This is a genomic window from Streptomyces sp. NPDC048290 (assembly GCF_040652095.1).
Taxonomy (GTDB): domain Bacteria; phylum Actinomycetota; class Actinomycetes; order Streptomycetales; family Streptomycetaceae; genus Streptomyces.
Window position 1 is genome coordinate 311,834 of sequence record NZ_JBEZLM010000004.1, and the last position, 25,311, is coordinate 337,144.

General features: G+C 69.6%; 16 protein-coding genes. 9 read left to right on the forward strand and 7 right to left on the reverse strand.

From position 1 onward, the window contains the following. Positions 1-4 precede the first annotated feature (4 nt). From AB0D49_RS08740 to AB0D49_RS08755, 4 genes are all read right to left on the reverse strand, one after another. Positions 5-1,543: an amino acid adenylation domain-containing protein gene (locus tag AB0D49_RS08740; RefSeq protein ID WP_362753016.1), complete on the reverse strand. Its 1,539-nt coding sequence runs from the start codon at positions 1,541-1,543 to the stop codon at positions 5-7. Between the two features lie 325 nt (positions 1,544-1,868). Then, positions 1,869-3,674: a non-ribosomal peptide synthetase gene (locus AB0D49_RS08745; protein ID WP_362753019.1), complete on the reverse strand. Its 1,806-nt coding sequence runs from the start codon at positions 3,672-3,674 to the stop codon at positions 1,869-1,871. Beyond that, positions 3,671-4,918, reverse strand: a complete 1,248-nt coding sequence (locus AB0D49_RS08750; protein ID WP_362753022.1) for a cytochrome P450 — start codon at positions 4,916-4,918, stop codon at positions 3,671-3,673. The genes AB0D49_RS08745 and AB0D49_RS08750 overlap by 4 nt, the downstream gene beginning before the upstream one ends. A gap of 20 nt (positions 4,919-4,938) precedes the next feature. Continuing rightward, positions 4,939-5,655 (reverse strand): alpha/beta fold hydrolase, encoded by a 717-nt coding sequence (locus AB0D49_RS08755; RefSeq protein WP_362753025.1) that lies wholly within the window; start codon positions 5,653-5,655, stop codon positions 4,939-4,941. A gap of 298 nt (positions 5,656-5,953) precedes the next feature. Between AB0D49_RS08755 and AB0D49_RS08760 the strand changes: the two genes are divergently transcribed. The 7 genes from AB0D49_RS08760 to AB0D49_RS08790 all read left to right on the forward strand — a co-directional run bounded on the left by AB0D49_RS08760 (position 5,954) and on the right by AB0D49_RS08790 (position 16,712). Beyond that, a complete protein-coding gene (locus AB0D49_RS08760; protein WP_362753028.1) occupies positions 5,954-6,616 on the forward strand; it encodes a response regulator transcription factor in 663 nt (220 codons plus the stop codon). A gap of 33 nt (positions 6,617-6,649) precedes the next feature. Then, a complete protein-coding gene (locus AB0D49_RS08765; RefSeq protein ID WP_362753031.1) occupies positions 6,650-6,856 on the forward strand; it encodes an MbtH family NRPS accessory protein in 207 nt (68 codons plus the stop codon). An 8-nt stretch (positions 6,857-6,864) separates the two neighbouring features. Continuing rightward, positions 6,865-7,230: a phosphopantetheine-binding protein gene (locus tag AB0D49_RS08770; RefSeq protein ID WP_362753034.1), complete on the forward strand. Its 366-nt coding sequence runs from the start codon at positions 6,865-6,867 to the stop codon at positions 7,228-7,230. A gap of 5 nt (positions 7,231-7,235) precedes the next feature. Next, positions 7,236-13,646 carry an amino acid adenylation domain-containing protein gene (locus tag AB0D49_RS08775; RefSeq protein ID WP_362753037.1) on the forward strand — a complete coding sequence of 2,137 codons (6,411 nt, stop codon included), beginning with the start codon at positions 7,236-7,238 and terminating at the stop codon, positions 13,644-13,646. A gap of 58 nt (positions 13,647-13,704) precedes the next feature. Further along, positions 13,705-14,640, forward strand: a complete 936-nt coding sequence (locus tag AB0D49_RS08780) for an ornithine carbamoyltransferase (RefSeq protein WP_362753040.1) — start codon at positions 13,705-13,707, stop codon at positions 14,638-14,640. Between the two features lie 174 nt (positions 14,641-14,814). Then, positions 14,815-15,393 (forward strand): helix-turn-helix domain-containing protein, encoded by a 579-nt coding sequence (locus AB0D49_RS08785; protein WP_362753043.1) that lies wholly within the window; start codon positions 14,815-14,817, stop codon positions 15,391-15,393. Then, the gene (locus AB0D49_RS08790) at positions 15,309-16,712 is read left to right on the forward strand and encodes an MFS transporter (protein WP_362753046.1); all 1,404 of its coding nucleotides are present in this window, start codon (positions 15,309-15,311) and stop codon (positions 16,710-16,712) included. The genes AB0D49_RS08785 and AB0D49_RS08790 overlap by 85 nt, the downstream gene beginning before the upstream one ends. Positions 16,713-16,745: 33 nt before the next feature. On the opposite strand, the gene AB0D49_RS08795 is transcribed toward AB0D49_RS08790, so the two are convergent. From AB0D49_RS08795 to AB0D49_RS08805, 3 genes are all read right to left on the reverse strand, one after another. Then, positions 16,746-18,632, reverse strand: a complete 1,887-nt coding sequence (locus tag AB0D49_RS08795; RefSeq protein ID WP_362753049.1) for a BTAD domain-containing putative transcriptional regulator — start codon at positions 18,630-18,632, stop codon at positions 16,746-16,748. 989 nt (positions 18,633-19,621) lie between these two features. Next, complete coding sequence (locus AB0D49_RS08800) at positions 19,622-20,281, reverse strand: response regulator transcription factor (RefSeq protein ID WP_362753052.1); 660 nt, start codon at positions 20,279-20,281, stop codon at positions 19,622-19,624. Continuing rightward, positions 20,254-21,543: a sensor domain-containing protein gene (locus AB0D49_RS08805; RefSeq protein ID WP_362753055.1), complete on the reverse strand. Its 1,290-nt coding sequence runs from the start codon at positions 21,541-21,543 to the stop codon at positions 20,254-20,256. Before AB0D49_RS08805 ends, AB0D49_RS08800 begins: the two co-directional genes overlap by 28 nt. Before the next feature lie 168 nt (positions 21,544-21,711). On the opposite strand from AB0D49_RS08805, the gene AB0D49_RS08810 reads away from it, so the two are divergent. Both AB0D49_RS08810 and AB0D49_RS08815 read left to right on the forward strand, forming a co-directional pair. Further along, positions 21,712-22,449 carry an ABC transporter ATP-binding protein gene (locus AB0D49_RS08810; RefSeq protein WP_362753058.1) on the forward strand — a complete coding sequence of 246 codons (738 nt, stop codon included), beginning with the start codon at positions 21,712-21,714 and terminating at the stop codon, positions 22,447-22,449. A gap of 285 nt (positions 22,450-22,734) precedes the next feature. After that, positions 22,735-25,191, forward strand: a complete 2,457-nt coding sequence (locus tag AB0D49_RS08815) for an ABC transporter permease (protein WP_362753061.1) — start codon at positions 22,735-22,737, stop codon at positions 25,189-25,191. Positions 25,192-25,311: the final 120 nt, after the last annotated feature.

Sequence of the window (25,311 nt, forward strand, 5' to 3'; positions counted from 1 at the left end):
GGGCTCAGGGCTTGTTGCCGCGCAGAGCGCTGCGGTCCAGCTTGCCGTTGGGCGTGACAGGGAGCTCCCGCACCGTCAGGAACCGCTGCGGCACCAGAGCGGGCGGCAGCAGGTCGGCGAGGTGGTCAGTCAGCTGCTGCACCTCGAGGGCCGTGTCGCCCTCGCGCGGGACGACATAGGCCACCAGCCGGTCCCCGTGGATCACCACGGCCGCCTGGGCGATCCCGGGATGGCCGCACAGCACCGTCTCTACTTCGCCCGGCTCGATCCGCTGGCCGCGGAACTTGATCTGCTCGTCGATCCGGCCCACGTAGTGTAGTTCACCGTCCCGCCCTCTCACCGCGAGGTCGCCCGTGCGGTATATGCGTTCGCCAAGCCGCACCGGGTGGGGCGGGAACCGCTCCTCGGTAAGTTCCGGTCGGTTGAGGTAGCCATCGGCGAGCTGGGGGCCGGCCACACACAACTCACCGGGTTCTCCGGGGCCGGGGACAGCGCCGTTCCTGTCACACAGCAGGATCTCGGTGCCGGGCAGCGGACGGCCGATGGGGATGACACCGTCCGCGACGTGCTCGGGTGCCACGAAGGCCACGACCACGCCAACGGTGGACTCGGTGGGGCCGTACTCGTTGACGATCTGGGTGCTCCTGGCCAGCCACGGACGAACCTGGTCGGCGCGCAGGGCTTCGCCGCCGATGACGAGCGAGGTGATGGCCGTCGGCGTCCCTTCGGGGCCGAGCCAGTTCGCAAGCGCTTCCAGGTGCGTCGGGGTGATCTTCAAGATGCCGATGTCCACAGGGGCCGTCAGCAGTTTGGCGAGCCCTTCCAGGCCACTCAGGGGGTCGGAGCCCGGGACTGGCCAGACCTCGCCGCCATGGGTGAGAGGAACCCACAGTGAGGTCACTGTGGCGTCGAAGGCCAGGGGTGAGTGCCAGGGAGCGGGGCCGGAGGCGCCCTCGTACAGCCGCCCGGCGCAACTCACGTAGTGGGCGAGCGCTCCGTGCCGGACACGAACGCCTTTTGGGGCACCGGTCGAGCCGGAGGTGTAGAGGACATAGGCGGGCGAGTCCGGATCGACGGGCGCCATCGGGGGCGCTGGCGACGACTCGGGAGAAAGACGGTCCACGCCGAGGTTCTCGGCCGTCACGATGTCCGTCCGTCCCCTCTCGGGCGTGCCTCCGCACGCCTTGCGCAGGCTGGGCGCGAGGTCCTCGGTACAGACGATTGCGCGTGCCCGGCAGTCCGCGAGGACGAACTCCCACCGGACGATGGGGTGGCTGGGGTCGAGCGGGACGAGAACGGCGCCGATGCGCCAGATTCCGAGGATGGCCTGCAGTGTCACGGTTGCCCGGGGGAGGCACACGGCGACCGTGTCGCCGGGCATCACCCCCCGACGGCGCAGCGCGGCCTCCCACCGGGCGGCGCCCTCGACGAGTTCGCGATAGGAGACCCGCCCTTGGCCGTCCCGTACCGCCGGGCGGTCGGGGGAGACGGCCGCCACCCGTGCGACCAGATCGGGCACCGACTCGTTCATGGACTGCTCCATCCCTTTCTCCTGCCTCATCTGCATCGCCGGGAGTCGGACCAGCGGGCGACCGCGATGCCGATGGCCACCACAGAGGCGCGGGCAGAGCCCAGGGCCTGTTGAAGGTCGGGCGGAGCCTCCGCTCCGGTGCCCCCCGGCCCTCGGCCGTCGACACCAAGCAGACACACGGTGGACTCCAGCGCCGCGATCCGTGCTTCGTTCAATGGGTCGGCAGGGTCACTGCCGGCACGGACCTCGCTCAGGATGCGTGCCAGCACCTGGACGTGCGGTTCGCCATCGCTGTCCTTCTTCTTCCGTCGCGCCGCCCCGGCCCGTCCCGTCTCCCTCATGCTCCCGACGCCATGGCCGCGGCGGCACGCCGCACGGTCGGGTTCTGGAAGTGCAGGGTCAGGGTGAGCGGCAGCCCTCTGTCCTGGGCATCGGCAACGATGCTGATCGCAAGGATCGATGTGCCGCCGACGGCCGAGAAGTCGTCGTCGAGGCCGATGTCCTGGGACTCGAAGTTCTTCCGCCAGATCTCGGCGAGTACAGCCTCGGTCCGTGTGGTCCCGTCAGGCCCCGCCGGGGCATCGGTGTGCGTGGCCTCGACGGCCGCCGTCCCGTTCAGTACGAGCGCCTCACGGTCGATCTTGCCGGTGAGAGTGAGCGGCAGCCGGTCGTGGATGGCATAGGCACCGGGGCACATGTAGCTCGGCAGGACCTCCGCGACGTGCTTCGCCAGGAGCTCGGGCAGGCCCTCGGCGTCCTTGTCCGTGGCGATGTGGGCGACGAGTTGTTCACGCCGACCGCGAGGATCGACCAGGACCACGCATGCGTCCCGCACGTCCGGGTGGCGTCGCAGCACGTGCTCCAGCTCGCCCAGCTCGACACGGTGTCCGCGGACCTTTACCTGATCGTCGAGACGCCCGAGAACTGCGATGACACCCCGCTCGTCGAGTACGCCCTCGTCACCGGTGGCGTACATGCGGGCCCCCGGCTCGGCGCTTTGGGGATCGGGGACGAAGCGGTCGGCGGTCAGGGCGGGCCGTCCCAGATAGCCGCGGGTGACAGGGATGCCGCCGATGTACACCTCGCCGTGCTCGCCGGCGGCGACCTGGTTCAGGTGCTCGTCGAGCAGGTAGAGCCGCGCGCCGCCGATAGGTGGTCCCACCGGGACACGGGTGACGTCTCCGGCTACCTCGTCCATCGACTGGGCGCTGACGAATGTGGTTGTCTCGGTGGGACCGTAGACGTTCAGGAGCACGTTGCCGGAGCCCCGGTGCGCGGCACGTTCCACGAAGAGCCGCGCCTTGGCCGCGGAGAGGATGTCGCCGCCGATGAGCAGCCGGCGGACACTGTCCAGAGCTTCAGGCCGTTTCTCGACCAGGGAGTGGAAGAGCGCTGGGGTCAGGCCCATCGTGGTGATGTGCTTCCCCGCGAGTACGGACGGAAGTTCGTCAATGGCATCGTACGAGGGGGAGGCGATGACGAGGCGGCCACCGTGGGCGAGCGCCCCCCAGATCTCCGGGGCGGATGGGTCGAAGGCGAGAGGGGAGAGCTGGAGAAATGTCTCGTCGGATGCGAACCGCATGTGCCGCTGGGCTCTGCTCACCAGGTTCGCGATGTTGCCGTGCGTGACGGCGACGCCCTTGGGCAGGCCCGTGGTGCCCGAGGTGTAGATGACATAGGCAAGTTGGGAGAGATGCGTGGGCGCCACCTGTGCTGGGGCGGATCGCTCTCCCGCCTCCGGGAGCCCGTCGACCGGCAGGGCGGTGGCGACCTCGTCGAGGCCGGCCGGCAGACCGTCGTCATCCGTCACGATAAACCGCGCGTTGGCGTCCTCGGCCATGAAGCGTAGCCGCTCGATGGGGTAATCGGGCGGGAGCGCCAGATAGGCTGCACCGATGCGCAGGGCGGCGATGATGGCGACGACCGCCTCGACGGAACGCTGCAGGTGGATGCCGACGACGTGCTCGGGACCGACGCCCTCGGCCTTCAGTCGGCTGGCGATCCTCTCAGCCCAGGCTCGCGCCTGGCCGTAGGTGAGCGTGCGCTGCGCGTCCTCGATCGCGATGCGGTCCGGAACGAGATCGGCGAACGCGTCGAAGCGCTCGTGCACCAAGACGGTCTCTACCGGGTCGTAGTTGTTCATCGGCTGTTTCCCCTCAGGGGTTCGGTCCGGGGTTCCAGCCGTACTGGCAGGCTGTGGAACCCGGACCCGAAGTTGGAGTAGACAGGTTGTGGTGTGCCCGTCACCGACATGTCCTGCACAAACTCAAGGAGTGCTTCAAGCAATGCCGTGAGTTCGATCTTGGCCAGCGCCGCACCAAGGCAGTAGTGCGGGCCATAGGCGAAGGACAGATGCCGGTTCGGCGTCCGGGAGAGATCGAACCGGCCGGGGTCGGGGAACTGATCGCCGTCGAAGTTGGCGGACTTGTTCCAGACGACGACGACATCGCCGGCTGCGATCTCCTTTCCCTCCAGGACGGTTTCGGCGGTGGCGGTGCGTCCCCCGTGCAGGACCGGGGACGTCCACCGCAGGATCTCCTCCACCGCCAGGGAGACGGGCACCTCGCCCCGGCGCAGCCGCTCCCACTCGCCGGGCATCTCCGAGAAAGCCTTGACCGCGCCGATCATGGCGAGCCGAGTGGTCTCGTCTCCACCGAGCAGCAGGCTGTAGCAGTTGAACAGCAGTTCGTCCAGCTCCAGCTGGACTTCGCTGTCCATCATCTCGACCAGTCTGCCGAGGATGCTCTCCCCAGGGAGGTCGGAGCGGGAGCGGATGAGCTGGGCAAAGTACAGAAGGATCTCGTTGCGGGCCAGCCGGGAGTCCTCTGCTGTCGCGTCCGGGGAGTAGGCGCCCAGGGATGTGCTCCCGTGGCGGTACATCAGTTCGTGGTCGTCTTCAGGAATCTCGAGCAGGTCACAGATCGCCATGAGCGGGATGCGCGCCGCGACGTCTCTGGCAAAGTCACACTCCTCCCGGTTCGCAACCCGCCCTACGAGCTCCCGCGCCGCTGTGGTGATGCGCTGTTGCGTGGAGGCGAGCGCACCAGCGCTGAAGGAGCGCAGCAACTGGCGCCGGATGGTCTGGTGCCGGGGCCCGTCCGCGACGGCGAGCATCCGGCCGCCGGCCGAGTCGCCCCCGTTGAGCAGGGTGGCGAGCACATTGCCCTGCCGGGAGGTGAAGCGTTCGCTGTCACGGTAGACCTCGGTGGCGGCCCGGTAGGTGGTGACCACCCAGAACCCCTCGGGTGCGCCGGGGTACGGGTGCCAGGCCACCGGTTCATGGTTGCGCAGCCACTGCCACAGGCCGTTCAGGTTCCTTTCGGCGTGGTGGACAGGGTTGGTGAGGTCCACGTCATGGCCCAGGCGTGGCACGGAGTCGACGGTCACAGGATTCCTCCGCTGCATCGTCAGCCGGTCCCACGCAGTTGCGACAGCTCGTCACTGATCAGGCGCACCAGCTGGTCCGCCGCTTCGGCCAGGTACATATGGCCGCCCGGGAGCTCCGCCGACCGCAGGGGGTAAGAGGACACGGGGGACCACTGGCCAATCTCCTCCGCGCTCACCTTGGCGTCGTCGCGGCCGCGGATGGTCAGGACGGGCGCGGGAATCAGCAGGTCCGCACTGGGGCGGTAACTTTCGTGGAGTTCCGCGTCCGCGCGCAGGACCGGCAGCATCAGCGCACGGAACTCCGGGTCCTCCAGCGCGGGTGGCCTGTAGCCAGCGAAGTGATGCGCGCTGTCGAGGAATTCGGCGTCGGAGAGTCCGGAGACTCGCTCCTCGCGCATGTTCCAGGGGCTGTGCGATCCGCTCGCCACCAGCAACGACACCGTCATGCCCGGAATCAGGCTCAGTTGGTACGCCAGTTCGCAGGCGAGAACGGCGCCCATGCTGTGGCCGAACAAGGCGGCCTCGGTGCGCTTTCCCAGCCGGTCCAGAATGCCTGGAAGCAGAGCCTGAATCGCCTTCCGCGCATCACGGTGGGGCTCTTCGTCGATCAACTGCTCACGGCCGGGCAATTGGACGGCGATGACGTCGAGCTCGCCGTCCGATAACGACGTCCAGGTCCGGAAGGTCGAAGCGCCGGATCCGGCGAAGGGAAGGCATATGAGGGGCATGGGGCGCATGCGCACTCCGTTCCTTCAAGAGTGGGACGTGGCCAGTCTTCTTCCGCCCTGGCCGACCGTCTGCGTGGGTCAGGACATCTGTCGTACTTCCGACAGATCGACTGCCGGGCATTGACCGGAGAGCCGTACCGGCACCCTCCCGGGCGGCGCTATCGAGTGGCTACCAAAGGTCCTCTCGCGGGTGAATAGCGAGCCGAAGGCGCACTGATGCCGGGGCCGCAAAGACTGCGGCAAACGACGAAGTCTGGAGGGCGAACCGTGTTCTTCGCTCACCACACCGACTCACTCAGGAGAAACGGTGACCACTACACCGCTGTCGGCCAGCGCCGTCCGCGACGGTGACCGGCCCGCGCTGGCCGTTGTCGATCCCGAACCCGCATACCGTCGTCGACTCGCCACTGCTGGCGCGGGGGCCGGGTTCACCGTGGTCCACCCGCGGGATCCGGTCCAGTGGGCAGCACAACACGACGGGGTTCTGCTGCTGGCCGTCGAGGCGGTGGACGGCCCCGACGCTGTACGGCGGATCCGGAAGGTGAACAGCCGTGTGACCGTGGTGGTCCTGACCGAGCTTGCGGAGGCCGACACCGCTCACGCGGTGCTGAGCCAGGGAGCGACCGTCGTACTGGACCGGCGGACCGATCCTCGAGAGGTGCTGCTGACGGTACATCTGGCTCGGTCGGGGCACGCTCTATTGCCAGCCCGGCTGCTGCCCGGCCTTCTCGGACACCGGTCGCCAGCGACGGCTCCCCACCCGGGGATCGACCTCGATGACGCTGATCGAGAACTGCTCCAGGACCTCGCGGCCGGGGCCACTGTCCGGCGCATGGCCCGCCACCGCTATCAGGCGCCGCGCACCGTCGAGCGCCATCTGCGTCGGCTGTACTCGCGCATCGGCGCTGGCGACCGTGTGCAGGCGGTCGCGAAGGCGACCCAGATGGGCCTGATCCGGGTCTCCGGCTGACTCCCCTCCCACCGCGTAAAGGAACCCACAGCCATGAACGAAGCACAGACCTACATCGCCGTCATCAACGACGAGGAGCAGTACTCCGTCTGGCCTGTCCATCTGGAGCTGCCCCCGGGCTGGCGTCCGGTCGGTTCCAGGGGCACCAAGGCGGAGTGCCTGTCGTACATCGAAGAGGTGTGGACCGACATGCGGCCGGCCAGCCTCCGCGCGGCGATGGCCGCTGATGGCGGCCGGTGAGCCGCGTCATGCCTTCTACGTCCGGGCTGGGTGACACCGGCGGGCACGAACCTCCGCTGCTCACGGCCGAAAGGGTGCTGGTTGCCGCCTTCGCCGAGGTCCTCGGCCTTGAATCGGTGGGACGCCGGGACAACTTCATCGAGCTGGGCGGCGACTCGCTGCGGGCCATGAGCGTCAGCGCCTTCGCCCGCAGGCGGGGACTCGCGGTGACCGCGCACCAGGTGCTGCGCAGCGAGACGCTGGCCGCCCTCGCCGAACTGGCCGAGGCCGTGCCCCCCTTGCAAGCTTCCCCTGCGGCACCCGCCGCAGGGGACCCGTCGCTCCGTACCTGGGACGACGAGACGATCAGCCAGCTACTCAACGGGACCAGGTGACGCGCGTGTCCTCTTCCTCCCGCACCGAAATCACCAGCGTGCAACCGCTGTCGCCCGCGCAGGCCGGGATGCTCTTCCACCGGCTGCTCGACGGCAGCGACACAGTGTATCTCAACCAGGACCACTACCGGCTGACCGGGTCGCTGGACACCACCGTGTTCCGCGCGGCGTGGCAGCGCGTCACGGACCGGCACGACGCCCTGCGCACCACGCTGGTGTGGAAGGATCTGGACGAGCCACTGCAAGTGGTCCGTGCCCGGGTGACCGTGCCCTGGGAAGAACTCGACCTGCGCGGCCTCGGCGAGGAGGAGCAGCAGGCACGCCTGGCTGAGCTGGCCGAACGGCAACGCCGTGCCGGCCTGCCCGAGGACGCCGAGGCACCCTTCGCGCTCACCCTGATCGCATTGGCCGACGACCGGCAGGAACTGCTGTGGACGAGCCGGCACATCGTCCTCGACGGCTGGAGCGCGGCCGTGGTGCTACGCGAGGTCCTGGCCTGCTACCGCGAGGCGATGGGCGGTCCGCTTGCTGCCCTGCCAGCCCCCGTTCCCCAGGCCCGTTATCTGTCCTGGCTGAACGACCTCAACAGCACACCGGCGCAGGAGTACTGGCGCGCCCGCCTTGCTGGTTGCGAGACACCCACCACCATCCCCCTGCCGAGCCCCTCGCCGACATCGGCCGACGGCGCGCCTCTCCGGGTGCCCTTCAACCTGAACCGCGAGACCTCCGACCAGCTGCGTGCCTGCGCCCGCGCCCACCGACTCACCCTCGCCTCCATGCTGGAGGGGGCATGGGCGCTGACACTGTCGGCGTTCAGTGGAGAGCACGACGTGCTGTTCGGCGCGGTCCGCAGCGGGCGCATGCTCGACCTGCCAGAGGCGCACGAGATCGTCGGTATGCTGGTCAACACCGTGCCCGTGCGGGCCGCCGTCGATCCTGCAACACCCGTGGCCGGATGGCTTGCCGCACTGCACCGCGAACTCCTTGACCAGCGCCCCTACGAACACGCATCACTGACCGACATCCAGGACTGGAGCGACATCGCCCGGCCTAAGCTCATGTTCGAATCGATCGTCACGGTACAGACGATCCCGGAGCTCCGGGCCCACGAACTCCCGCCCGGCCTAAAGGTCGAACACCTGGCGAACCTGGTCGACTCCGGGTATCAGACGGCTCTGGTGATCACGCCCTCGGACACCGTGACCGGGGAGCTGGTCTGCCGCACCGACGCCGTCGACAGGGGCACCGCGCAGGCCCTGGTGACCCTGTTCGCGCGGCTGCTCGAACAGACCGGGCAGAACCCCCGTACACCCATCGGCGCGCTGAACCTGATCTCCAGGGCCGAACAAACCCTCCTGGACGAGGCGCTGGGAGCGCCCGCGCCTCACACGAAACCCCGTCCGCTCCTCGACCTGATAGCCGATCAGGTCCAATGGCGGCCGCATGCCCCTGCTGTCATGTGGGGCGAGAAAGACCAGCTCACGTACCAGGAGCTGGACATTCTCGCCAGCGCCTGGGCCACCGAACTCGTCGCGCGGGGTGCCGGACCGGACCGCACGGTCGGGATCTGTTTCCCCCGCTCCCCCGAACTGGTCGTAGCCATGGTGGCCGTTCTCCGTGCGGGCGCCGCGTATGTGCCGATAGACCCCGGCCATCCGCGTCAGCGACGCGTCGACATGCTCGCCGATACCGGTACTCGGCTGCTGCTGGCCGCACCGGAGTACCTCTCCCGGCTCCGCGGCCACGAAGGCATCGCCACATTGCCGCTCACTCTCTCCACCCGCTTGGAACCCCACCCGGAGGTGGAGCTGCCCCCTGTTCACCCGGAGTCGCTCGCCTACATCGTCTACACCTCGGGCTCCACAGGGACGCCGAAGGGTGTCAGCGTTCAGCACCGTGCCCTGGAATGGTTCGTCAGCACCGCCGATTACCTGGACCTGGCGCCCGGCAACGTCATGGGCATGGCTTCGTCGCCCTCCTTCGACGCGCTCACCTTCGAGGTCTGGACCGCGCTCGCACACGGTGCCTCACTCAGGGTCATCCCCCACGACGTCCTGCTGGACCCGGCCACTCTGCGCGATTGCCTGCTCGATTGGCGCGTCGACGTGATGTACCTGACGGCCGCGCTGGTCGAGGAACTGGCGCGCTACGCACCGGATTTCGCACGCGGCTTGCGGGTACTGCTGTTCGGTGGCCAGGCGTCGGACCCCCTCGTCGTGGCCCGGGTCAAGGCCCTGTCCGCCCCCTCGCGTTTGCTCCAGGTATACGGTCCGACCGAGACCACGGTCTGGTCCTCCGTACAGCGGGTCGGGGACGACTCGGAGGACTTCGTGCCCCTGGGGCGGCCCCTGCCCCGGACAACCGAGTACCTGCTGGACGCCGATCTGCGGCCGGTGCCTCCCGGAGTCCCCGGCGAGCTCTACATCGGAGGGGAGGGCGTGGTCCGCGGCTATCACGGCAAGCCGGCCAGGACCGCCGAATGCTTCCTGCCCGACCCCTTCCGCGCCGGAAGGATGTACCGCACGGGGGATTTGGCACGGCTGCATCACGACGGTCGCCTGGAGTTCCTGGGACGAGCCGACGATCAGGTCAAGATCCGTGGCTTCCGGGTGGAACCCGGGGAGATCGCGGCCGTGCTCCGTGAGCACCGCGATGTCGACGCGGCCGTCGTTGGCGTACGGCATGACCCCCAGCGGGGGACCCTGCTGGTTGCTCACGTCGTGTCCACGGCAACCCCGGAGGAACTGCGGGCGTTCGCGGCGGCGCAGCTCCCCGCATACATGGTGCCGACCCACTACGTGGCGCTCGACCGCCTGCCGCTGTCGGTGACCGGGAAGGTCGACAGGACGCGGCTCCCTGCCCCGGAGCTGGCCGACGCAGGACCGGAGTCAGCCGGCGCCCCACCGACTGCGTTGGAGCAGTCGATCGCCGCCGTCTGGGCCCGGTTCCTCGGTCTGCCCGAGGTAGGGGTTACGCAGGACTTCTTCCATCTCGGCGGACACAGTCTGCTCGCCGTCCGGGTCGTCGTCGCCCTCGCCCGCGAACTCGGCATCGAGATCACGGTCCGGCAGTTGTTCGACGCCCGTACCGTGCGCCGGCTCGCCGAGATCGCCTGCGCGGGCACCGCACCGGTCCACGAGGCAATCCCGCGGACGCCGCACGGTGTTCCAGTTCCGCTGTCGAGCGGACAGCGCCGACTATGGATGCTCCAGGAGATGAACCCGGGCACCGCCTCCTACAACTCGCCTGTCTGGCTCCGCCAGCACGGCACCCTGGACATCGACGCGCTGCGCGGCGCTGTGTCGGACGTCGTCCGGCGCCACGAAGCGCTGCGCATGCGGATCGAGATGACAGAGGACGGACCGGTCCAGCTCGCTGCCCCGGCCACCGAAGTACCGGTCACTGTCCACGACCTGACCGGACTTCCCGTGGCTGAGCGGGAGAGCTGCGCGCGGGAGCTGCTGACCGCTGAGGCGGCCCGCGAATTCGACCTGGCCCATGACACCCTGCTGCGCTGCTCGGTGGTACGCCTGAATGCCGATGAGCATCTGCTGTTGCTGACCTTCCATCACATCGCCTACGACGTCACATCGGAGGCGGTCATCGCAGCGGATCTCTCCGCGCGGTACCAGGCCGGGCTCTCCGGCGCCGCAGAAGCCGTTGCGCCGCCGTCCTGCTCCGCCTCCGACTACGCCGCCTGGGAACATCGCCGACGCGTGGAAGGCCACTACTCGGCGGGACTCGCCTACTGGCGGGAAAAGTTGCGTGACCTGCCCACGCTCGAGCTGCCCGCCGACCGGCGCAGGCTGGCCACCCGGTCGAGTACGTCGCACTCCCACTCCCACTCCCACGCCTTCGGCTTCACCGCCGAGCAGTACGAGACGCTCACCGAGCTGGGAAGGCAGCACGGGGCCACGCCCTTCATGACCTTCCTCGCCCTCTTCGGCGTCCTGATGCGGCGGCATACCGGGCAGGACGACCTTCCCATCGGCTCTCCGATGGACCTCCGCGACCACCCCGACCTGGAGGGGCTCGTCGGCTTCCTGGTGAACACCGTGGTGCTGCGTCTCGACCTGGCGGGCGCCGAAACCTTCGCCGACCTTCTCGGCAGGGTCCAGGACACCACCCTGGAGGCCCACGCCCATCGGAACGTCCCCTTCGACCTTGTGGTGGAGGACGTGAACCCGGCCCGTCACGCCGACCGCTCCCCACTCTTCGACGTGCTGTTCCAGCTCTCGGCCGACGCGTCGCCGGCATGGGACTTCCCAGGTCTCTCCACACGGCTGGAGCCGCACGCCGTGCTCGCGGGCAACTTCGACATCGAAGTGGAACTGACACCCCGCCCGGACGGCGGCCTCGCGGGCCAGATCCTCTGCAACGCCGACCTGTTCGACGAGGTGACTGTGCGACTGCTCGCCGACCGTTTCGTGCTCCTCGCCGAGCGTGTCTGTGCGGCGCCCACCTCACCGCTGGGCGAACTGGGCGTCCTTGTCGCCGCGGACCGCCGGGCGATCGCGTCGCTCGCCGATGCGTCCTCGACGGAGCCGACCCCGCCCGGAGACGCACCCGTCCGCCTGGACGAGTCAGTCGCCCGCTGGGCGCGGCGCAACCTCACGGGACCCGCAGTGGTCTGCGGGGAGACGACCCTCGGCTACCAGGACCTGGACCGCCGCTGTGGCGAACTGGCCGCCAGGCTGAGGGACCGCGGCGTCGGCAGGGGAAGCGTGGTGGGCCTGTGGGCCGAGCCTCGCCCCGAGACGATCGTGGCGATCCTCGCGATCCTCAGAGCGGGCGCCGCCTACCTGCCACTGGAACCCTCCGACCCGGCCGAGCGCGTCTGGGGAATGGTTCGCGACCAGAAGTGCGCAGCCCTGCTCACCACGCAGGACGTCCACCGCGTGCCCGAGGATTTCCGGCACCTTGCCATCGGCCTGCACCCCGAATCCGGACACGTGCCGCCACTCCAGGCCCTCCCGGTGGCGGACGGCGAGGAGCGGGACCTCGCCTATGTCATCCACACCTCGGGTTCGACCGGGCGCCCCAAGGCCGTTGGCGTCGAGCACCGGAGCGTCTCCCACTACGCGGTCGTCACCGCCCGGGAGTACGGGCTGACCCCTGATGACCGGGTACTGCAGTTCTCCTCCTTCAGCTTCGACGCTTTCGTCTCCGAACTCTGGACGACCCTGGCGGCCGGGGCGACGCTGCTGCTCTCCAAGACCCGCGTGCTGTCGCCGGCCGATCTGCACACGGCCCTTGCCACCACCCGGACCACGGTCATCGACGTGCCCACGGCGTTCTGGCACCAGTGGTCCGCCTGGCTCGCCGAGGAGCCGGAGGCCAAGATCCCCGGCGACCTGCGGCTGGTCATCATCGGAGGCGAGCAGGCGAACGCGAGCCACCTCGCCCAGTGGCATGCTGCTGTCGGCGGCGGTGTGCGGCTCATCAACTCGTATGGGCCGACAGAGGCAACCAGTGTCGTGACCCACGCCGACCTCACCGACCCGGCCGACCGGCGCGACGACGAGCGTGAGGTGACGATCGGACGGCCGCTCCCGGGCACACACGCCTACGTGCTAGACGACGCGCTGCGACCGGTTCCGCCCGGAGTGGCAGGAGAGCTGTACATGGCAGGAGTGCAACTCGCCCGAGGCTATCTCCAGGCCCCCGCCTTCACCGCACAGAGCTTCCTGCCGGATCCCTGGGGCCCGCCGGGCGCCCGCATGTACCGCACCGGCGATATCGCCCGGTTGAACTCCCGGGGCTTGCTCGAGCTGCTTGGCCGCGTCGACAGCCAGGTCAAGGTGCGGGGCTTCCGCATCGAACTGAGTGAGGTCGAAAGGGCGCTGGCAGCCTTCCCCGGGGTGTGCTCCGCCGCGGCCGCCGTCCACACCCATGAGGAGTCCGGGCGCCTGCTGGTCGGCTACCTGGTCCTCGCTGGTGATCTTCAGCCGGACTCCGCGGCCGTCCTGGCCTTTTTGCGGGAGCGGCTGCCCCAGCACTGCGTCCCGGCCGCTGTGGTGATCCTGAACGAGCTGCCGCTGACCCGTAGCGGCAAGGTCGACCGGAAGGCGCTGCCAGCACCTGGTGATGAGCCCGTCCACAGGCGACCGCTACCGGAACTGACTGCCGCGCAAAAGGTGCTGGCCGAGATCTGGCTCAGCGTGCTGCCTGTCACGAGTGTCGGACCTTCCGACCGCTTCTTCGATGTCGGCGGGCACTCCCTGGCGCTGGCCCGGGTCGGTGCGCGCATACGCGCCGAGCTCGGCCTCGACGTACCTCTGCCCCTCTTCTACGAGCGGCCGACTCTGGCCGAACAGGCGGCTGTCATCGAAGCGTTGATCGAGGAAGAGATCGCGGCGATGACTGACGCCGAGGTCCAGGAGGCCCTCGGAGGCGGGTCGGCGCGTGGCGCCTGACTTGACCGCCTGACCTACCCCGCACCATCCGGCAATCCGAGACTAACGAGGTGACTCCGTGAGGCATGTGCTGTCTCTTCAGGATCTCGACCACCAGACCGTGCGGTCACTCGTCGGGCGCGCGGTCGACATGGCTGCCCCAGACCGGCGCGGTACCCCGCTGGCCGGCTGTGTCATAGGCGTGTACTTCAGCAAGGCGTCGACCCGCACCCGTTCCGCCTTCTCCGCAGCCGCCCTGCGCCTGGGCGCCGATGTGATGCCCTACGGCGCCAGTGACCTCCAGGTCACGACCGGCGAGACCTGGGCCGACACCGCACGGGTCATGTCGGGATATCTCGATGCCCTCGTGATGCGGACCAACGGCCCGCTGGCACAGATGCGGGAGATCGCCGAAGCGAGCCGGATGCCCGTCATCAACGCGCTGAGCGAGCACGAGCACCCAACCCAGGCCATTGCCGATCTGGCCACGCTTCAGGAGCACTTCGGCGACCTGAAGGGCCGCAGCATCCTCTACGTCGGCGAGGGCAACAGCAGCGCCGCCGCGCTTGCCATGGCGGCCGCGGCGGTTCCGGGACTGCGGCTGACGCTCGTCACCCCGCGCGGCTACGGGTTGCGGCCCGAAGTCACCGACGCCGTGAAACAGTTGAGCCAGGGCAGCGATCTGATCCAGGAACACCACGACATCGGTGATCTGCCCCGTGGCGTCGACGCGGTCTACGCTACTCGCTGGCAGACCATGGGCGTACAGCACGGAAGCAACGACTGGCTGGCCGCCTTCGACGGCTTCAAGGTCACTCGGGAGATGATGCGCTCCGTCGGCGGCGCCGACACCGTCTTCCTCCACGACCTGCCCGCGATGCGCGGCCAGGACGTGGACGACGAGGTCCTCGACAGCCCGGACAGCCTCGCATGGCGCCAGGCGTTCCACAAGATGACCTCGGCCATGGCCGTACTGGAGTGGGCCGTCGTCGGCCGCCCCGTCGATCCGAGCTAAGGCGTTTCCGAAGACTCCGGGCCGACCCGTCGGAAGTCGGCCCGGAGGCCCTCCCCAGAAGAGCCGGGATGCCGCCCTCAGCGGTCATCCCGATCCTCGTGACTCGTCGTGGGAACAGCCGTGAGTTTATACACAACACTTCTTGCACAAGAGTCCTTGTGTATAATGGGTGACGTGACAGACGTAGACGTGCTGCAGATCCGCGATGCGCGCACACTGGCCGCACTCACCCACCCGCTACGACGCCAACTCATGGATCTCATGAAGCTCAACGGCCCAGCGACGGCCTCAGTGCTTAGCCAGACGACGGGCCAGGCCGTGGGTAACGTGAGCCACCATCTGCGAGTACTGGCAGACGTCGGTCTGGTCGAGGAGGTCCCGGAACTGGCCCGCGACCGGCGCGAGAGGTGGTGGCGGCTGGTATCCAGCAGTGTGCGCTGGGCGCGCACCGACTTCGAGTACGACCCTGCGGCGGAGGCCGTGGCTGATGCTGCGGCACGACTTCTAATTGACCGGCATATGGACTTCGTCCGCAGCTGGTTGATGGAACGGGAGAAGGAGGAACCCGACTGGCGCGACGGGTGCTCGGTCTCAACCGAGACATGGCTGCACCTTACTCCCGACGAGGCTCGTCAACTGGCGGAGGAGCTCACCACGTTGCTAGATCGATGGGCGTCGCGGTCGATCCCAGACGACGGACAGCAGCGCAGGCCGGTATTCGCCTTTGCGCACGCAGTACCGGCCAAGCCGTGAACGGGCCGAGTGGAACACCCTCGTCCTCGGCCACTTCCAACGCCACCACGGCCAGTCCGGAGAATCGCCCCCGGTCCCGCTGGGGCCTCCTCGCCGAGCGGAATTTCCGCCTTCTCTGGGTCGGGGAGACGGTCAGTAAACTGGGCAGCAGTATCACGACGGTGGCGCTCCCCTTGGTCGCTGTGGTCAAGCTTGACGCTGACACCTTCGTCGTCGGACTCCTGACCGCCGCCGTCTGGGTGCCCTGGGTGGTTGTAGGGCTGCCCGTGGGCGTCTGGGTCGGCCGACTGCCCCGGCGAGCCGTCATGCTCAGCTGCAACCTCGTGTCCCTGTCGGCCTTCGCCAGTGTGCCACTTGTCGATTGGCTCGGGGCTCTGACCACGACCCACCTTCTGCTGACCGGCCTGGTTGCAGGCACCGCGTCGGTCTTCTTCACTACCGCCTTTCAGGTCTATCTACCCGAACTGGTCGGCCAGGACGACCTGGTCGAAGGCAACGCGAAGCTGCAGGGCGGCGCCGCCGCCGCACAAGTGGCCGGCCCTGGAGTGGCTGGTCTGATAGCCCAGTGGTTCGGGGCAGTTCTCGGACTGCTCGCCGATGCGGGCACCTTTCTCGTGTCCACGATCATGCTTCTGATGATGCGCGGTCGGCGCGAGGTGCCCCCACTGCCCCCTTCGGCGCCTACGTCCCTTCGCGGCGATGTGGTCGAGGGGCTGAAGTTCATCATGCGCGACCCCTACCTCCGCGCACTCACCTCCTTCGGAGCTACAGCGAACTTCGCCCTTGCCGGGTACCAGTCGATCCTCGTGCCCTTCCTGATTCGTGAAGTAGGAGTGCAGCCAGGCACTGTCGGTGTGCTGGCTGCTGCCGGAGCGCTTGGCGGCATCCTGGGGGCGGTCGTGGCAACGCCGGTCGCTCGCCGGTTCGGGGCAGCGCGCGGCGCACTCGTCAGCCAGATCATCGCCGCGCCGTGTGGACTGCTGCTTCCGATGACGACCAACGGAGCGAGCCTCGCATTGTTCGTCTTCGGATCCGTGGTGCTGGTCACCGGTGCCACCGTGTGCAATGTGATCTTCGGTAGCTTCCGGCAAAAGTACACCCCTCCAGAACTGCTCAGTCGTGTCGTGGCGACATCCATGTTCGTGAACCACGGCACCATCCCACTCGGGGCGCTGCTCGGCGGCCTGCTCGGGTCAGTCATCGGGCTTCGTCCGACGATGTGGATCATGACGGGTCTGCTCGTTCTCGCTGGCTCGATGGTGCTGGTGAGCCCGCTGCGCCGGCACCGGGATCTTCCGACGTGGCGGGCGGCTGCATGAGCTGTGGCGAACCAGCCCCTCGGGCAGAGAGAGCTACGCCGTGGCGGACCTCCGGCGGTCCACGTATCCCTTGGCGATGGCCGCGTGGACGGGGCCGGACAGAGCGCGTGTCCCGCACCGACGTGGCGGTTCCGCCATCCGTGCACCCAGCGGGGCGCCCTCTTCGGCCATTCGCTCGCACACGAAGAGGCGGACCAGCTTCCACATCCGAAAGAGGCCAGGTGCAGTCTCATTGCTCACGGTCTCAATCAGGTTGACCTCAGCCAGCGAGGCGAGGATGTCCTCGGCCTCACCCTCGGCCATATCGAACAATTGGCCAGCATCGCTGCTTCGGAACTCGCCCATCGACAGGGCCGCAAGACCACGGAGCATGCTCTGGGCGGTCGGACTGACTCCCTCGTATTCTCTGGCCAGGCCGTCTCGTACGGTCATATCGCGGTAGGTCAGCTCATCCAAGCGGTCCCGGTCGTCCAGCAATCGATCGACCATACGGGCGACTGGCCAGTGCGGCCGGTCCGCGAGACGAGCACCGACCACCCTCAGCGCCAGGGGCAGTCCGTCGCAGAGTCTGACAAGTCTGTGGGCCTCTTCGCGCTCCGCTGCCAACCGTTGTGGTCCCACGATGGAAGCCAGCAGAGCATATCCATCATCGACGTTCCACATACTGAGGTTGACCTGGTGTACACCTGCCAGAACGGGCAGTCGGCGACGGCTGGTCAGAATGACTGCGGAGCCGCTGCCTGCGGGGATGAGCGGCAGAGCGTCGGCCTCGTCCTCGACGCCGTCCAGCACCACGAGGACACGACGTCCGGCGAGGAGGGTCCGGTACAACTGGGCACGATGCGCCTGCCGATCAGGCAGCGTGTGATCGGGGCCAGCCAGCGCAATGATGAACTGCCCCAGCACGTGGGAGACGGACGCGTTCTCCGCACCAAGATCGGCATAGAGCCGACCGTCCGCGAACCGGTCACGCAACTGGTGCGCCGCATGGAGGGCCAACGCCGTCTTGCCAGTACCGGCTCGCCCAGACACGACGACCAAGCCGACCGAGCCGGTGTTCGGGGGGTTGAGCAGTAGGTCGTGGAGGCGTCGCAGCGGCGCTGCGACGCCGATGAACTTCACAGGCGGAGCCGGCAAAGGCTGAGGCAGCAGGGTGGGCGTAACGGGTGCAGGGACGGGATGCCCGATGGCGCTTGGGGCACGCACACTCTTATCGTTTCGAAGAATGGCTACCTCCACAGCGCGCAACTGATCAGAAGGAGTCAGCCCGTACTCGGTTAGGAGCGTCCGCCGTGCGTCCCGGTATACCGAGAGAGCCTCTGTCTGGCGCCCGGTCCGGAACAGCGCAATCATCTGCTGCGCCAGCAGTCGTTCCCTATGCGGGTTTTCAATCGCCGCCGCAGCCACCTCACCGACCAGCTGGTGATGGCGTCCGAGCTTCAAATCGACATCGAATAAGTCTTCCAGCGCAGCTAAGCGACTCTCGGTCAACTGGGTCACGCTGGCCTGTAACCGAAGGCTCTGCACATCTGCGAGCGGGGCACCGCGCCACAGGCTGAGCCCGGTGCGCAGCAGGTTCGATGCCTGATCCAGTTCGCCCGACCGTCTGAGCGATCGGGCTGTTGCGACACATTGCTCAAAATGATGGAGATCGAGATCTTCGGGAGCGATTCTGATCGAATACCCCGGATCCTGGGTCCGAATTATACCCTCCTGTCCGGGGCTGGATATCTCACGCCGCAGCATGGAGATGACTATCTGGATCTGCGACCTAGCTGTCACGGGTGGGGTGTCACCCCAAACGGCTTCTATTAGACGTTCGGTCGAAACAGTTCGGTTCGGGTTGAGGAGCAGCACAGCCAGGACAACGCGCAGGCGCGGCCCCAGAACTGGCGACACGCTGCCGATGTTCGCTTCCATGGGTCCGAGTATCCGAAATTTCATAACACTCCTATGAGTGGGTAGAAATGCGGCCGGAGCTTGCGCCATAAGCGCGAGAGGATCGCTGTTTGACACCCGCCGCAATCGCGCGAGGCGGCCGGGGGCAGTCGGCAGGTTGGCGATGAACGGGATGATCTATACGCGTAGAACGAAGGTGTCAATGTCTCGGGAAGCGCCGTTGATCACGGTCAGTCGGAAAATGTAGTGCGAATCAGCCTGGTCCGCTTCTGTATATCATCAACCTTCGTGACCGCGAATGCCCCCATTTGGTTCCTGACCGTAGCGGCGCAGGAGTGATGCGAGTGACTCGCGCTTCCCTTGGTGCGTACAGCAGAAAAGGATCACGGGCGACGATAAACGCGCGATAAACGCCCTGGTAGGCGAAGTCAGGCGGAGGCGTTCTAGTGACTTCTGATGGGGGGCGATGCATTGAAGCTTGTTCCAGCTTCATGTGCTGGGAGTGCGGTGTCGTACCAGCGTCGACCGAATCATTTTCGGCCATCCTTGAGATTTCGACCGTCGTCGTCGCTAATTCGCGTGTTGCAGCAAATGGGTGTAATCTGCACTGAGAGTGGTTGTGCTACGGTATAGCCGATAGTGACCTTGGTTGCACCTTTATTGGTGGCTACTCTCGGTTCTCCCTGTCTCGATGATCGGTGTTACCACCGTCATCGCTGTCGCCTGCTTCGGTGAGCTGGTCGGCTGCGTTATCGCCGAGTTCTTGGCGTACAGGCCCCTGACCAGGGTGGCGGGAAACGATCTCCACATGGGTGGGAAACGATCTCTGCAAGCGCCCATGCAGCGCCTGGCCAGCGAGTTTCGTCGGTGCCCCACCATATGAAGTGGGCGGCATCGCAGCAGCGATGCCGCCCACTTCGTCGTTTTCGGCACCGGACCGCTCCCGGAAGGCCGGGGGCGTGTGAGGAAGCTCTCAAGGTGAGCGGCGGGCCGGTCGGCTGTGATCCGTGTCATGCGCGGAGAAACGCCAGGACCGCCAGGACCCGGCGGTGGGTCTCCGCGGCCGGGGGCAGGTCCAGCTTGGTCAGGATGGCGCCGATGTGTTTGCCGACGGCGGCCTCGGAGACCACCAGTTCACGGGCGATGGCGCTGTTGGACCGGCCCTCGGCGATCAGGGCGAGGACCTCGCGCTCGCGCGGGGAGAGGCGCTCCAGGGGGTCGCGGCGGCGGCGCAGCAGTTGGCGGACCACCTCCGGGTCGACGACCGTGCCGCCCGCGGCGACCGCGGCGAGCGCCTCGGTGAACTCCTCGACCTGGCCGACCCGGTCCTTGAGGAGATAGCCGACGCCGGTGCCGTCGCCCGAGTCCAGCAGATCGGCGGCGTAGGAGCGCTGCACGTACTGGCTGAGGACCAGGACCGGGAGGGCGGGGCGGGCGGTGCGCAGGGCGACCGCCGCGCGCAGGCCCTCGTCCTGGAAGCCGGGGGGCATCCGGACGTCCGTGACCACGATGTCCGGGTCGTGGGCGCCGGCCGCGGCGGTCAGGGACCCGGCGTCGCCGACCGCCGCCACGACCTGGTGGCCGCAGCGCTCCAGCAGGGCGGTCAGCCCGTCCCGCAGCAGCACGCTGTCCTCGGCCAGTACTACGCGCAGCGCTCGGTCCGCTCGCAAGGAATCTCCACACGCAACAGGGTCGGTCCGCCCGGTGGGCTGGACAGCGAGAGTCTGCCATCCAGCACCGACACCCGGTCGGCCAGTCCGGTCAGCCCGCTGCCCGCGCCCGGCCGCGCGCCGCCCCGGCCGTCGTCGTGGATCTGGAGGGACAGCAGGCCGTCGTGGTGGCCGCCGCTGATCGTGGCGCGGTCGGCGCCGCTGTGCCGGGCCACGTTGGCGAGCGCCTCGCACACCACGAAGTACGCGGCCGACTCGACCGACTGGGGGAGTCTGTGCGGGAGTTGGAGATCGATATCCACCGGGACCGGCGAGCGGTCGGCGGCGTCGGTGACCGCGGCCGTGAGGCCGTAGTCGGCCAGCACCTGCGGGTGGATGCCGTGGATCAGCTCGCGCAGCTCCGCCAGGGCCCGGCCCGCCTCGTCGTGCGCCGTGGCCAGCCGGTCGGCGAGCGGGCCCGGCGGGACGTCGAGCCGGGCCAGGCCCAGCGTCATCGTCAGGGCCACCAGGCGCTGCTGGGCGCCGTCGTGCAGATCGCGCTCGATGCGGCGCCGCTCGGCCTCGAAGGCGTCCACCAAGCGGAGGCGGGAGCGGGAGAGTTCGACCACCCGGGCGCCCAGCTCGCTCTCGCGCGGGGCGATCAGCAGCCGGGTCAGCTCTGCGCGGGCCCCGGCGGCGGCGCCCAGCATGTACGCGCCCAGCGCCAGCAGGGCCAGACCGAGGACGGCGACCGCGGACGCGGCCGGCCAGCCCGTCACCGTCCACAGCTTGAGGATCTTGGCCTCCTCGCCGCCGCCCATGACCGCCATCTGGAGCGGCGCGGCGACCAGGGAGAGCGGGGAGAGCAGCGCGACGGTCAGGACCAGGGCGTCGAGCGGCCAGAGCGGCACCGCGAGGAGCAGGGCGTAGCCCAGTTCCCGCCAGGTGGACGGCTCGCGGAGCCGGGAGCGCAGCCAGGGCCAGGGGCCGGGCGCGGGCAGCGGGCGGTGCGGTGCGGGGGCCGGGTCCAGGTCGACCAGGCGCAGCCGGTGCCGCTCCAGCCACGACACCGGCAGGCCCAGCAGCGCCGTCAGCACCAGCAGGGGCAGCCCCACGAGGACCAGCGCCAGCAGCCCGCCGAGGGTCAGCGCGAGCACGAGCACGGTCAGCGTGAGCAGTCCGGCCAGCGCGCCGGTCAGCAGATAGGCGACCGCCCGCCAGGGCCACGCGGACACGACGAAGCCGGGACCGGACAGGGCCTGCCAGACGGTACGAGGGCGCATGGCGGCCACGGTAGGCGGTGCGGGGGAGCAGGTCAGGGGGGCGGGAGGGAGGTCGGGGGGTAGGGCAGGCACTACCCCGGGTGTCGGTTCCGCCGCACTGTGCGCGGGGCCGGATCGCGGTTGGCTCGTGTCCGACGGCGGAGATCGGCTGGAGACGGGCGGGGAACGGTGGGCGAGGACGCGGTGCGGCTGTGCGGGGTCGGCAGGCGGTACGGGGGCGGGGGCGGCGGGGTCGCCGCGCTCGACGGGGTCTCGCTGGGGTTCGCCCCAGGGACGTTCACGGCCGTCATGGGGCCCTCGGGGTCGGGCAAGTCGACGCTGTTGCAGTGCGCGGCGGGGCTGGACCGGCCGACCTCCGGGTCGGTGACGCTGGGCGGCACCGAGCTGACCGGGCTGAGCGAGCGGCGGCTGACGCTGCTGCGCCGGGAGCGGGTCGGGTTCGTGTTCCAGGCGTTCAACCTGCTGCCCTCGCTGACCGCCGAGCAGAACATCGCGCTGCCGCTGCGGCTGGCCGGGAAGCGGGTGCCCCGGGCGCGGGTGCGGGAGGCGCTGGCGCGGGTCGGGCTCGCCGACCGGGCCCGGCACCGGCCCGGTGAGCTGTCCGGCGGCCAGCAGCAGCGGGTCGCGCTGGCCCGCGCCCTGATCACCCGCCCCGAGGTGCTGTTCGCCGACGAGCCGACCGGCGCGCTCGACACCCGCACCGGCCGTGTGGTGCTCGCGCTGCTGCGCGCCCTGGTCGACGACGAGGGGCAGACGGTCGTCATGGTCACCCACGATCCGGTGGCCGCGGCCGTCGCCGACCGGGTGGTGTTCCTGGTCGACGGGCGGGTCGACGGTGAGTTGGCGGGGGTCGGGGCCGAGATGATCGCCGCTCGGATGGCCCGGCTGGAGGGGGCCTCGTGTTGAGTACCGCGCTGCGCATTCTGCGTGCCCGTCGGGTCTTCTTCGTGGGCGGTTTCGTCGGCCTGGGGTGGGTCGACGGTGAGTTGGCGGGGGTTGGGGTCGGGATGGTCGCCGCTCGGATGATCCGGCTGGAGGGCGCCTCGTGTTGAGTATCGCGCTGCGCATTCTGCGTGTCCGTCGGGTCTTCTTCGTGGGCGGTTTCGTCGCTCTGGGGCGGGTCGACGGTGAGCTGGCGGGAGTCGGGGCCGACTCGATCGCCGCTCGGATGACTCGGCTGGAGGGCGCCTCGTGTTGAGTACCGCGCTGCGTACCCTGCGTGCCCGCCGGGTCACCTTCGTGGGCAGCTTTGTCGCCCTCGTGCTCGGTGTGGCGCTGATCACCGTCATGGGGCTCGCGCTCGCCGCCACGTCCGACGCGCCGCCGCGGGGGCCGGAGCGGTTCGCCGTCGCGCCCGTCGTGGTGCAGGGGCAGCACAGCCTCACCGTGTCCACGCCGATCGGGGAACGCCGTCAGGATCTCGACCGGCCGCGGCCCGTGCCGGAGGCCGTCGTCGCGGAGCTGCGGACGCTGGGCACGGTCGTGGTGGACCGGTCCTTCGCCGTGCGCGCCGAGGGCGGGCCCGCGGAGCTGGTGGGCCACCCCTGGTCGACCGCCGCGTTCGCGCCGTACGCGCTGGACGCGGGGCGGGCGCCCCGGGGCGCCGGTGAGGTGGTGGTCGCCGGGGACTGGGCGCGGCCCGGGGAACGGGTCCGGACGGACCGGGGGGAGGTGCGGGTCGTCGGGACCGTACGGGCGCTCGGGTTCGAACAGGCCGTGTTCTACGGCGACGAGCGGGCCGCCGAGCTGGCGCCCCGCAGTGTCCAGCTGGTCGTGGACGCGGCGCCGGACGCGGTGCGGGCGGTGGTCGGCGGCAGCGGGGCGCGGGTGCTCACGGGGGACGACCGGCGGCTCGCCGACGCCGATCCGGACCGCGACCGTGAGGCGCTCACCGCCCTGAACGCCCTGTTCGGCACGGCGGGCGGGATCAGCGCCTTCGTGTCGGTCGCCGTCGTCGCCTCCACCTTCGCCTTCGCGGTCGCCCAGCGGCGCCGGGAGTTCGGGCTGCTGCGCACCGCCGGGGCCACCCCGGGCCAGCTGCGCCGGATGGTCGTCGCCGAGGCGCTGGGCGTGGGGGTGCTCGCCTCGGCCGCCGGGTGCGTGCTCGGGTCGTACGGGGCGCCGGTGCTCGCCCGGTGGGCGGTGGACGAGGGGCTCGCGCCGGGCTGGTTCAGCGTCGGCGGCCACGGCTGGCCGTATCACCTGGGCTTCTGGACGGGGCTCGGTGTGGCGGTGTGCGGGGTGCTGGCGGCGTCCTGGCGGGCCGGGCGGACCGGGCCCGTGGAGGCACTGCGGGAGGCGTCCGCCGAGAGCCGCGCGCTGACCCCGGGGCGGCTGCTGGCGGGCGCGGCGCTGGGGCTGACCGCCGCCGTGACGCTGGCCGTGGCGCTGGTGGGCGACCCCGGTGGGCTGTTGCAGCGCAAGACGTATGTGAGCCGTCCGATGCTGCTGATCACGGCGGTCGCGCTGCTCGCGCCGGTCGTGACGGGTCCGCTGACCCGGCTGGTCGTCTGGCCCGCGGCCCGGCTGCGCGGCGCGGGCGGGATGCTGGTCCGGGAGAACGCCGCCGCCGGGACGCGGCGGACCGCGGCGGTGGCGGCGCCGGTGCTGATCACCGTCGCGCTGGCGGGTTCGCTGCTCGGGGCCACCGCCACGCTGGACGGGGCCAGGGAGACCGAGGTCCGTCAGCGGACCACCGCCGACCTCGTCGTCGTCCCGGCCACCGACGACGGCTTCGACGCGGCGGCCGTGCGGCGGCTCGCGGCGGTGCCGGGGGCCGAGGTCGCCGCCGGGGCGTCCGGCGCGGTGTACGTGCTGGAGGACGGCGTGGCGCTGATCCGCTCGGACGCCCGTGCCGTGGCGCCGGGGGCGCTCGCGGCGACGGCCGCGCTGCCGCTGGTCGCCGGGCGGGTGGCCGATCTGGACGACGGCTCGATCATCGTCAACGAGGAGTGGCGGCGGCACACCGTCGGTGAGCGGGTCGACGTCTGGCTCGGCGACGGGACGCGCAGATCGCTGCGGATCGCCGCGGTGATGGCCACCGGCACCGGGGACAACGGGGTGTACGTCACTCCGCGCAACGCCGGTTCGGCGCCGGTCGACCGGGTCGACGTACGGGTGGTGGCGGGGGCGGACGCGGGGGCGGTGGCCGATGGTCTGCGGGTCGCGGTCGGCGGCGGTGGGGCGCGGGTGCTGGACCGGGACGACTGGATCGCCTCCGTCGCCGCCGGGCCCGACCGCGTCACCCGCACCGGCTTTCTGCTCGTCCTCGGGATCGCGCTGCTCTACACCGGGCTCTCGCTGGCCAACACCATGGTCATGGCCGGATCCGACCGGGTCCGCGACCTCGCCGCGCTACGGCTGGCCGGGGCCACCGAGGGGCAGGTGCTGCGGCTGGTCGGCGCGGAGGCGCTGACGGTGGTGGCGGTGGGCGGGGCGCTGGGCGCGCTGGTCGCCGCGGTCGAACTGCTCGGGATGTGGGGCGCGCTCGGCGCGCTGTCCGTGGGGACGCCGGTGCGGCTGCCCTGGGGGACGCTCGGGGCGCTGACCGGGGTGTGCGCGGTCCTCGCGGTGGTGTCGTCGGTGGTCCCGGCGTGGCGGTCGCTGCGGCGCGGGCGGGCGGTGGAGCTGGCGGGCGTACGGGAGTGAGGGTGGCGAGGGCTGTGGGAGTGGCGGGAGTGGCGAGGGCTGTGGGCGGGTGGGGCACAGGCTGACGCCGGGCGGGGCGGAGGCTGACGCCGGGTGGGTCGGGGTGGGGGTCTGACGGGA